The sequence below is a fragment of the Intestinimonas massiliensis (ex Afouda et al. 2020) genome (assembly GCF_001244995.1).
Lineage (GTDB): Bacteria > Bacillota > Clostridia > Oscillospirales > Oscillospiraceae > Intestinimonas > Intestinimonas massiliensis.
Genome location: NZ_LN869528.1, coordinates 115,528 through 124,543, shown reverse-complemented (window position 1 = coordinate 124,543; position 9,016 = coordinate 115,528). Strand labels below are relative to the sequence as shown.

The following is a 9,016-nucleotide window of genomic DNA, read 5'->3' as shown; positions in this document are numbered from 1 at the left end:
CCCTTCTATTGTCGTTCTACGCTGGAGATATCCACCTCGGAGACGGGCGCAAAGCCGGTGTCCCTGTAGACGCCGCCCTGGAAATTGATCTTCACCTGGACGGCCACCTTGGCCTTGAGCAGCGAGTCGTCACTGTCCACCCAGTCCGCTTCCTCTACCTCGATGGGCACAAAGTTCCCATCCACATAGATCCCAGCATCCAAGCTCGCAATGAATGTCTCAAACAGGACCTCCACGGCTTCATCGGTGTAATCGCCTATGGTCACGGTAAAGGACAGGGTGCGGTCGAAGACCTTCCTCCGTTTGTGTTTCGCTCCCTCCTGGCCTATAAATCGTTTTTTGGAGCCGTTTCGGGAGTAGGTCTCCGAATAGAACAGAACCGCGCCCACGTGCGATTCCAGGCTTTTTGTCAGGGCCTTCTGTGTGGTGTAGGGGTTGGACTTGAGCCCTGTGCCCTTGAGCTTGGCGAGGAGGTATTGTTTGCATGCACTGTAGAGCATGGATCAGGTCTCCTTTTGAATGAACTCTTCTGTTGTGGCCTTAATCTCCTGCATATCCTCGTCGGAGAGTCCCAGGAAGGGCCGGGCCGGGATCGTGATGTGCACCTGCTTTTTGCTGATCCACCTGCCATCCACTTGAAAGCGCAGGGCTTTCTTTCGGTTGGCACGGATCGTGCGCCCCGGTTCGCCGAACTGGTGTGTCGCCGCATACTTGACGTTGGTGCCTACGGCAAAGCCGGAGGCGTCCGAGTGGACCCGGATGGAGTTGCGGAGGCGGGCGGAGTCGATCAGCGTCTTGCCGCCGCCCGCGGCCGCCCGGATGGAGCTGCGCCACCGCCGGCCGTCCGGCCCCTGGCTGCGCTTGAACCGCTCCAGGGTAGATTCTCTGACGCCTGCGCCCAGCGCCGCGTTGATCTTTTTCCTATCCAGTTCCGAGAAACTGCGGAGCTTGCGCAGCAGCGCCTGGGTATCGCCTTCGAGCCGGATGCTGTACATGCTCACATCCCCTTCATCTGGTCCCGGCTGAACAGCCTGGGATTCGACTTCACGGTGAATCCGGCAGCCGCTGCACTGGCCGGATCGTCAGACTCTGTCCCGATGGAGACCTTCCCCTCCGCCACCAGTGTAAGGAACTTGATGACAGAGTTGTAGCGGGTGAGGTATATCTTCTGGGCGCTCTCCTCGTCGATGCCGAAGCGGGAGTACAGGTTAAAGATGGCGATATCCTTGGAGAGCTTGTTGATGACCTTTGGGGGACGGCTGAGAGGGACGGAGTACCGCTTGGCGAGGTACCCGTCGATCTCGCCGTCCGCATCCGCGATTGCCTCTTCGATGATGGGTCCGATCAGCGCCTCGCGCTCCTCTTCTTCATGGAAGGTGTCCCCGATGACGCTATTGAGGGCGTCGTCCTTGATCATCTCCCGGACCTCAAGCCTGGTACTGTAGCTCACGCGGATCTCTCCCTTCTCACGACTCAGGAATCGGCGCTGCCGTCGCTGCCGTAGGCCATCTGCCAGAAGCCGAAGCCCGCATTGCCGCGGCAGTCCACACCGTACAGGAACTGCTTTTTCATGAAGACGTTGGCGTCGTTCTCACTGGTCAGAGAGACGAACTTGGCTTTCTTGCGTTGCTGGTAGATGAGGGGCTTGATGGGCCGGGTGGTGCACAGCAGGTACCAGGCGGAATCCTTGCCCGCCAGGCGGGGGACGACCACGGGCTTGGCGGTGCCCTGCATGGTGTTTCGGGTGCCGTTGATGTAGTCGGCCACCAGGATATCCCGGGCGTTCTTCTCCAGGGCGGGCGGCACCACCAGCTTGTCGGGCACCAGGCCCAGGGGTTCACCCTTGCTGTTGGTCATGGACATCATAGCGGTGCGGGCCGCTACATAGGCGTCCAGCGTTAGCTTTGCAGTTCCCTTGTTGCTGAAGCTCTTGCCGCCCACCTGGTGGTCCGCCGCGAAAAACGCCTTGCCGTCGTAGCACAGCTCGGAGAAGCCGTTCTTCAGCAGCTCAAAGATCAGCTTGTCCGGATGCGCAGCGGCGGCCTGCGCCAGGTTCTCCACGCTGGGGTTGTACAGGCCGATCTTGTCGTCCTCCACGTCGTCCCGATCCACGCCGAAGGTGAGCTCGAAAGGCTTGTTGCGGATGGTATAGCCGGAGGCGGTGAGGTTCTGGATCTCACGGTCGCCGATCCACTCCCGCATACCGGGGATGTCGCCCAGCCAGGCGTAGGTCTCGGCGGCGGTGGTGGAGGGTGTGACCATAGCCACCTCCGTGTACATGAGCGTTACGCCCTCAAATGCCTTGTTGAACAGGGTGTTGAAGCCCATGTAGATCCCTCTCAGGGTCTGGGGATTGATAATCATAATGATGCGTCCTCCTTACTTTATTAGCCGCTCGCCGCGACCGTCAGCCCATAGCCGATCTCCACGGCCACGCCGCTGTCGTCTACCCGGGTCACCAGGCCGGCCACGGATGCGCCGGTCGCCAGGGCCGTCACCGTCTGGTCATCCTCCATATAGCAGGGCTTGAGGACGTGGGCCGCAGTAATCTTGTTGGATGTAGTGGCCGTGTTGGCGAACACGAACACGCCGCGGGTAACGCGGATCAGCACCGCGCCGTCCGCGCCGGTGTTCTCCACGGTCTCCTCCGCCCGGCCGGCTGCCGTCAGTCCGGCGGCCTTCTTGCCGGGGATCGCGTAGCCGTTGGCGTCCAGGGCCACGAGGGCACCCTGGTAGATGGTGGTGCTGCCCTTCACGGGCAGCGCGAGGGTCTTGCCGCCATTGGCGATCTCAATGGTATCCCTCGCACTGGTCAGTGCTGCCATAGTGGATCACTCCTCCTTCAGGTTGTACTTTTTCACGTCTTCCGGGTCCAGGCCAAGCTGCTTGCACACCAGCATGGTCGCCTCGTCCAGCGTCCCGCCCTTGAGCGCCATGGTCCCGTCGCCCAGCAGCTCGCCCATGGGCACCACCTGCGGGGCCTTCTCCACAAATGCGGCAAAGCCCTGCGGGTTGTCCAGCGCATACTGCCTGGCCCAGTCCTTCTGCGCCGGGGCAATCTTCCCGGCCTTCAGCGCCAGGGTAACGGCCGCGTCCGCGTCACGTGCCGCGGCCTGCTGTTTAAGGGTCTGGATCTCCGCCTTCAGATCCACACCGTCGATCTTGCCGCTCTTCAGCTCCATGATCCTGGCGGTAACATCGGCCACAGGTGCGCCGGCCTCGAGGCCCACCAGCTCGCACACCGTCTTGTTCGCCACCACGCTGTCGTCCGCGGGCGGCTGCGCCCCCGCCTTCAGGCTCTTGTTTTCATCAACGCAAGCCTTGAGCGATTCCAGGATCTGCTCCTCCGTGGCGTCCGTACCAAGCCCGAGCAGCTCCGCGAGTTTCTGGATGTCCATGATGTGTTGTCCTCCTTCAAACAAATCAGAATTGACGATCGGCGTCATATGCTCGATCGCCGGTGTATTGGTCAGCGCCAGGGAGTGCAGCCCCGTCGCTTTCCCATCCGACCTTCGGACTGTGACCACAGGGGAGAGGTAACGGTATTCCTTGTTCTCCAGGTACTGCGCCCCCCTGGGCGTCCATTGGACCACAGCCATGATCTGGCCGCCCTCCAACTTCAGCTCCTTGACCCAGCCTGCAGCGGGCGCTTCCACGCCCTTGAGCGTCTGGTGCTCGTAATCCACTACCAGATCCACCCCGCGTTGAGCGATCTGCGCCTTCATTGCCTGAAAGCTCTCCTCGTCCACGTCGAACTCGCCCTTGGAACTCACCACGTGGCCCAACGGGAGGACAGGGATGACCTCCGGGACTCCGTCGCCCACCGCCATCTGGCCGCCCTTGAGGATGAGATAGTCCTTCATTTTGACCTTGGCCTCCTTCTGTATTTGCCTTGAACTGCTTCAAGACGCGTTAGCACGCGTGCGCACGCACCTTCACGGGCTTTTCCGGCGCTCCGGGCCCTGGGGGATACCCCCGGCCCTTGCGCCGCTCTGAGGGCCGTCTCCGGCCTTCCGCCCCGCTACGCGCCGCCGCCCTCCCTTTCCCGGGCCCGGTACGCCTTGACCAGCGGCTCGGGGTAGTCCTTCAGGTCGGGCTCAAAGCGTACCTTTGCAGGGTTCGTCGAAAACTGCGGATCGGGCAGGATGGGCGGGGCCTCCGTCTCCACCGTGAGTCCGCGCTGCTCCACCTGCCGTCTGGACAGGCTGCGCACCGTGCAGCGGCACCGAAAGCCGTTGGGCGGGAACCAGGTGTCCCAGACCGGGGAATCCGCCGGATAGACCCTACCGTCCATCGCCAGGTGGCTCGGCCGGGTATGGGTGTCGTTGACCGCGTCATACTGCCAGTAGGGACGCAGCTGCCTGACGGCCGGATCGCTCATCTGTTCGTAGTGGCCCGCGTTGTAGGCCGTCTGTACATTGGTGCGGAAGATCAGGTCGGCCTGGATGGGCGTCATGCCTTCGTAGCCCTCCGACTCCAGAAAGCCGTTCATGTTGGCGCGGAACTCTCCCAAAGTGCCGCCATCCTCCAGCGCCGAGAGCAGCTCTTCGTAAAACCGCTTGAGGATGTGGACCTTGGTATAGCCGGAGACCGTAAAGGCCAGAGAGCGGTAGTGCTCTGCTATGCGGTAGAACTGCTCCGCCGTGACGGGTACGCGTTCCTTAAAGTAGTCCACGGCCTCCTGGAAAGTCATATCCTTTCGGGTGAAGACAGCGTCTGCATCAGCCATTCCCGGACACCCGCCCCTCCAGATCCGCGTACAGCATGACCTTCTGGAGCAGCTCCTCCACCCCGGAGACGTCCATGGCGCGGTACAGCTTCTCCACGGCCCCGTCGTCCTCCATGGCCGCCTTCAGCGCCTCCAGGCTTTCCGCGCTCTCAATTAATTTGAGAACGGGGGCGAACGCCTTCTGGAAGCTGCCGGCCCCACGCTTCAGCGCGGCGTCCGCGAGCTGGTCCACGCTCTGCTGCGTCCCGGGGACCGGCCGGTCCTTCAGCGCGAGCTGCGCTCGTTCCGGGGACTGCTTGAAGGGAAGAGGGGGTGCGCCTGCATTGGCGCGGGGCTGTGCGATCTCCTCGCCCCCCTCCGGTTCCGGGATAGAGAACTTCTTGTAGATGAAGCTGGTGGGGACCTTGAGGCCCACACGCTCAATGAGGGTCCCGAGGATGTTGGCCGTCTGCTCCAGATCCTCGGACTCCTCACAGTCGAACCGCAGGTAGGGGATACGCTTGTCCTCCCCGAAGTTATACAGGCACAGAGGCCGGATCAGATCCCTCCGCAGGGTGGCGGCCAGGGCCTTGCAGTCCGCTACCGTCAGATCGTGCCGCACCTCATTGTGGGTCTTGCTCTGAGCGTAGCTGCCACCCCCGGAGTCCGAAGTCAGGGTCTGGCCCAGAACCGCCTTGCTGATCTGCTCGTCGCAGTATCGGGCCAGGCGCTCATAGAGGTCGATGCTGGAGCTCTTCTCCGTGTTGATGAAGTCAATGCTGGTACCGTCCGGGATGATGCCCGCGGCGTCTGCGCCGATCTGTACCAGCGCCTGCATGAGGGCTGTCTTGTCCGACTCGCTGGCCCCGGCTGCATACTTGCCCAGACGCAGCGGAAGTCCGTAGACCTCGGCGAAGGCCACCCAGTCCTTCAGGTCATAGTTCTTGAACAGGTACATCCAGGCTGTGACCCGGAGCACGCCTGCCCGGGAGGGGTGGCCGCTGCGGGCTTTGTACCGGTGGACGATGAACTTGTTCCTGGGGAGCAGCAGCCCCTCCGAGTGTTCCTGCGTGCGCACCTTGAAGGTGTCGTCCAGACTGTCCCAGAAGAACCGCTTTTGCTGCCGGGAACGGATCTCCTGTACCACCACATGGCCCTCGTCATAGCCCCACATGATCTCGCTGACGGCAAAGCCCTTGCCCACCGCGTCCAGAAGGTCCGTCTCCACATCCTCGAAGCTCTCAATGGTCCCCAACTGCTCCCCGATGAAGTCCGCGATCTCCTTGTCACGGGGGTCGTCCCCGAATGGGATGACCTCATAGTCCAGGCCGGTGACAGCATTCTTCCGGGTTTGGAGCTGGCTGAACAGGTGGGGGTCCTTCTCCTCCATCTCCTCAAACAGCTCCATCTGACGCATCACGTCCCCGGCATCCGCCTCCCGGAAGATCTCCGCCAGCCGGACGGGGGTGAGGCCATTGCTGGGGTATTCGCTGTATTTGTCCGAGACGTGGGCCACCGCGATCTCCCGGCTGTCCGGCCGAGGGAGGGGCGCGGCCCGCACAGCCTGCGGCTGCTGCCGTTTCCTCTTTGATTTGCTCATAGTCCTTACTCCTAATACGCCCCGCGCCGGAAGCGCATCGCCCGGCTCTGCACGCTCTTATAGTCCACGCGGGTACCGGCCTTGACGTCCAGCGCCAGCTTTACCGCCATCTGCAGGCCGTCCGGTCCGTCGTCGTTCTTCCCCATGGGGTACTCCGTCATCTGCTTCAGCAGGGTCTTGTGCTTCTTTGAAAATTTGATGTAGCCGTTTTTCACGAAGGGCTGCAGGGACTGGATGCGGGCGTCCTTGTTCTGGGTGGAATTGATCTCCTCGATCGGGAGATACTCTCCGACCGCTGCGGCCTTCTGCCGCATGATCTCCGCAAAGTAGTATTGAAACTGAACCGTCTCCACGCCGAACTTGTAGTAGGGCCGCTTGAAGTCCCGCTTCAGTCGCCGGCTGGCCTCCAGCGCGTCCTCGATGATCTGATCCGGCTTGCGCTTTGCGATGTCCGCAATTACCACATACAGGTATCCGGTGGAGGTGTCCTTTGCAATCGCAAAGATGGAGCTGGTGTCCGACTTCCTGTTCTTCCCCAGGGAGGGGTCGTTGGCCCCGATGAACAGGAATTTCGGGTCCGAGAAATCCGGCTGCTGCTTCCCCTCGTCATCCCAGAAGTCAAACCATTCCTCCTGGAACGTGCAGTTCTCCGGGTCGATGGGATCGTTCTGGATTTCGCTGTTGAAGCTCGCCTCGCCCTCGGAGATGCGGATGACCATGAGGTCGTAGTAGGAGAGCTTCTCCTCCCACAAGACCTCAGTTCCTTCCAGCATCGCCTCGCGGTTCGCTTGAAAGAACTCCAGTGCGTCCTCCTGTCGGTTGTCGTTGGCGAGATCGGTGAAGATGGACTCCCATGCGTCCCATAACTCGCCGTTTGTGGCGAAGCTGATGACGCCCTGATAGCGCACCGACTTGTAGCTCGGGTTCTTCGCTACGTTGGCAAGCAGCGCGTCAAAGTGGAGCAGCGTGCCGATATACACGATATCCGTGTAAGTGTCGCCCGCCTTGGAGACCGCCTTATAAAACCAGTCCCGCAGCTTCTTCCGCTGCTCCGGGGTGTTGACATTCTCGTCGTTCTCCAGGTCGTCGCAGACGATGAGATCGGGACGCCATTCTTTGTGCCGCCGACCACGGATCTTCTTGCCGGAGCCGATTGCCTCGATCTTGACCCCGTTGGCAAGCAGGATGACCGACGCCTTCCATACCTTGCCCTCCAGCGCCCCGAAGTCCTCCTTCAGCGCCGCATTCTCCTCCAGCTCCGTTTTGATGTCTGCCAGGAAGCCCTCCGCCTGCTCGGAGCTGTCCGAGAGGATAATGATGTAATGCTTGTAGGCATAGAGGGCAGCATGGAGGTCGTCCTTGAAAGTGAAGTTGGTGCTCTTGGCGTGGCCGCGTGGGGCCTCGATCGCACGGCGGCAGCCGTCTGCCCGGTTGATCTGCTTGGCCTCCCGGACGGGGTCGAGCCCCTTCATCACGCCCTCCCTCCATATCCGGTCAAGTTCTCCGTGGAACGCCGGGGAGGGCCGGACGAAGTAGTGGGAGAGGTAGGCCCGCCCGAAATATTCAAGGTCGATTGCCCCGAGCCTCCGGCGTAGCCCCTTCGGCCCGGCCAGCTCTTTCCCGGCCTGGAAGTCCCGGAGAAGCTGCGCCCGCTGTCCGGGGAAGTTGCCGCCACGGACAACATAATCAAGAAAAAGCTGCCGCTGGTATTCACGGTTTGCGACCGACTCGCGGTCTTCCGGCTCTTCCAGCTTCTCAAGATATTCGTTGAGGTCAATCGCCATCTGCGACCACCTTCTCCCTTGCCCGGGCCAGGACGTCGTGCAGCTCCCCGGCCAGCTCCGGGTGCTGCTTGATCGCCGCCATCAGCTCTGCCTCCAGCTGCTCAAAGGCCAGCTCCGCCTTCTTCTTCATCTCCTGCCGCACCCGCTTCTCATACGTTGCGTTCCGCGACAGGGAGGCAATGAGCCGCCCAGCCTTGTCCAGCGGCATCTCGTCAAACTCGTCCTCGGCCGTGCTCACCCGGCGCATCAGGCCGTCCATCAGCACCATGGAGGCCGCCCTGGTATAGTCCAGTTCCGGATGTGCCTCCACGGCCTGCGCGATGGCCTGAGTCTTCTGGATGGTCTCCGCCACCCGCTGCGCCGCCGCATTCGTGCGCCGGGAATAGCGCCCGATGGCCGACTTGCTGATCTCATAGCCTTCGTCCTTCAGCCAGGCAGAGAGCTCGATGAAGGTGTTCGTGTTGTCCATGAGCTTGCTGTCCAGCTGCAGCCGGAGATCATCCGGAAGGCGGTCGATGCTGCTGCTCACCCGTGTCCGGCTGCGCGTAGTGCCGCTCTGCTGGAGCTCTGCCGGCTTGAGCTCCGGCTCGACCGCCTGCCTAGACATCGACGCCTGGGTCGTCGATCGTGCTCTCCAGAAGATCCACGCCCCTCCGGGTGAGCTTGATGACGGCGTCCTTCCGATAGGCGTTGTAGGCATTGGCCACGCGGCTCGTAAACGTGATGTAGCCGGCCTCCTCCAGGTACTCCAGGTGTTTGGAGATGTCCGGGGAATAGATCAGGCCGTCCGCCACCAGGGCGTTGGTGATCTGCCGGACGAGCAGCGCGTTGTGGTTGCCCTTTGCCAGGGCCCGGATGATATAGCCCCGGATCGCCTTGTTCCTGCTGACTTCCTGCTCCGTCAGTTCGTCCATGATCGCCATG

At 61.9% G+C, this 9,016-nt stretch carries 11 protein-coding genes; all 11 read right to left on the bottom strand.

Translation table 11 applies throughout. The features are described 5' to 3' along the window. Positions 1 to 5: 5 nt before the first annotated feature. The 11 genes from BN2154_RS00730 to BN2154_RS00680 all read right to left on the bottom strand — a co-directional run bounded on the left by BN2154_RS00730 (position 6) and on the right by BN2154_RS00680 (position 9,015). On the bottom strand, positions 6 to 500 hold the full coding sequence (locus BN2154_RS00730; RefSeq protein WP_050616969.1) for a hypothetical protein: 495 nt from the start codon (positions 498 to 500) through the stop codon (positions 6 to 8). Positions 501 to 503: 3 nt separating this feature from the next. After that, positions 504 to 995, bottom strand: a complete 492-nt coding sequence (locus BN2154_RS00725) for a phage virion morphogenesis protein (RefSeq protein WP_050616968.1) — start codon at positions 993 to 995, stop codon at positions 504 to 506. Positions 996 to 997: 2 nt separating this feature from the next. After that, positions 998 to 1,450, bottom strand: coding sequence for a gp436 family protein (locus tag BN2154_RS00720; RefSeq protein WP_050616967.1), 453 nt, complete (start codon positions 1,448 to 1,450; stop codon positions 998 to 1,000). 23 nt (positions 1,451 to 1,473) lie between these two features. Then, positions 1,474 to 2,364, bottom strand: coding sequence for a Mu-like prophage major head subunit gpT family protein (locus BN2154_RS00715; RefSeq protein ID WP_050616966.1), 891 nt, complete (start codon positions 2,362 to 2,364; stop codon positions 1,474 to 1,476). Positions 2,365 to 2,387: 23 nt separating this feature from the next. After that, positions 2,388 to 2,825 (bottom strand): hypothetical protein, encoded by a 438-nt coding sequence (locus BN2154_RS00710; RefSeq protein WP_050616965.1) that lies wholly within the window; start codon positions 2,823 to 2,825, stop codon positions 2,388 to 2,390. Positions 2,826 to 2,831: 6 nt separating this feature from the next. After that, the gene (locus BN2154_RS00705) at positions 2,832 to 3,863 is read right to left on the bottom strand and encodes a phage protease (RefSeq protein WP_050616964.1); all 1,032 of its coding nucleotides are present in this window, start codon (positions 3,861 to 3,863) and stop codon (positions 2,832 to 2,834) included. A 158-nt stretch (positions 3,864 to 4,021) separates the two neighbouring features. Then, complete coding sequence (locus BN2154_RS00700) at positions 4,022 to 4,693, bottom strand: phage head morphogenesis protein (RefSeq protein WP_368013978.1); 672 nt, start codon at positions 4,691 to 4,693, stop codon at positions 4,022 to 4,024. A 28-nt stretch (positions 4,694 to 4,721) separates the two neighbouring features. Beyond that, a complete protein-coding gene (locus BN2154_RS00695) occupies positions 4,722 to 6,308 on the bottom strand; it encodes a DUF935 domain-containing protein (protein ID WP_050616962.1) in 1,587 nt (528 codons plus the stop codon). An 11-nt stretch (positions 6,309 to 6,319) separates the two neighbouring features. After that, the gene (terL, locus tag BN2154_RS00690; RefSeq protein ID WP_050616961.1) at positions 6,320 to 8,092 is read right to left on the bottom strand and encodes a phage terminase large subunit; all 1,773 of its coding nucleotides are present in this window, start codon (positions 8,090 to 8,092) and stop codon (positions 6,320 to 6,322) included. After that, entirely contained in the window at positions 8,082 to 8,699 is a 618-nt protein-coding gene (locus BN2154_RS00685) for a phage protein Gp27 family protein (RefSeq protein ID WP_094762287.1), read from the bottom strand. Before BN2154_RS00685 ends, terL begins: the two co-directional genes overlap by 11 nt. Next, positions 8,692 to 9,015 (bottom strand): hypothetical protein, encoded by a 324-nt coding sequence (locus BN2154_RS00680; protein WP_195892280.1) that lies wholly within the window; start codon positions 9,013 to 9,015, stop codon positions 8,692 to 8,694. Before BN2154_RS00680 ends, BN2154_RS00685 begins: the two co-directional genes overlap by 8 nt. Between the last annotated feature and the right edge of the window lies 1 nt (position 9,016).

Excerpts from the sequence above, each read along its gene's own strand:
- BN2154_RS00730 (WP_050616969.1), bottom strand. The coding sequence starts at position 500 with ATGCTCTACAGTGCATGCAAACAATACCTCCTCGCCAAGCTCAAGGGC.
- BN2154_RS00725 (WP_050616968.1), bottom strand. The coding sequence starts at position 995 with ATGTACAGCATCCGGCTCGAAGGCGATACCCAGGCGCTGCTGCGCAAG.
- BN2154_RS00715 (WP_050616966.1), bottom strand. The coding sequence starts at position 2,364 with ATGATTATCAATCCCCAGACCCTGAGAGGGATCTACATGGGCTTCAAC.
- BN2154_RS00710 (WP_050616965.1), bottom strand. The coding sequence starts at position 2,825 with ATGGCAGCACTGACCAGTGCGAGGGATACCATTGAGATCGCCAATGGC.
- BN2154_RS00705 (WP_050616964.1), bottom strand. The coding sequence starts at position 3,863 with ATGAAGGACTATCTCATCCTCAAGGGCGGCCAGATGGCGGTGGGCGAC.
- BN2154_RS00700 (WP_368013978.1), bottom strand. The coding sequence starts at position 4,693 with ATGACTTTCCAGGAGGCCGTGGACTACTTTAAGGAACGCGTACCCGTC.
- BN2154_RS00695 (WP_050616962.1), bottom strand. The coding sequence starts at position 6,308 with ATGAGCAAATCAAAGAGGAAACGGCAGCAGCCGCAGGCTGTGCGGGCC.
- terL (WP_050616961.1), bottom strand. The coding sequence starts at position 8,092 with ATGGCGATTGACCTCAACGAATATCTTGAGAAGCTGGAAGAGCCGGAA.
- BN2154_RS00685 (WP_094762287.1), bottom strand. The coding sequence starts at position 8,699 with ATGTCTAGGCAGGCGGTCGAGCCGGAGCTCAAGCCGGCAGAGCTCCAG.
- BN2154_RS00680 (WP_195892280.1), bottom strand. The coding sequence starts at position 9,015 with ATGGCGATCATGGACGAACTGACGGAGCAGGAAGTCAGCAGGAACAAG.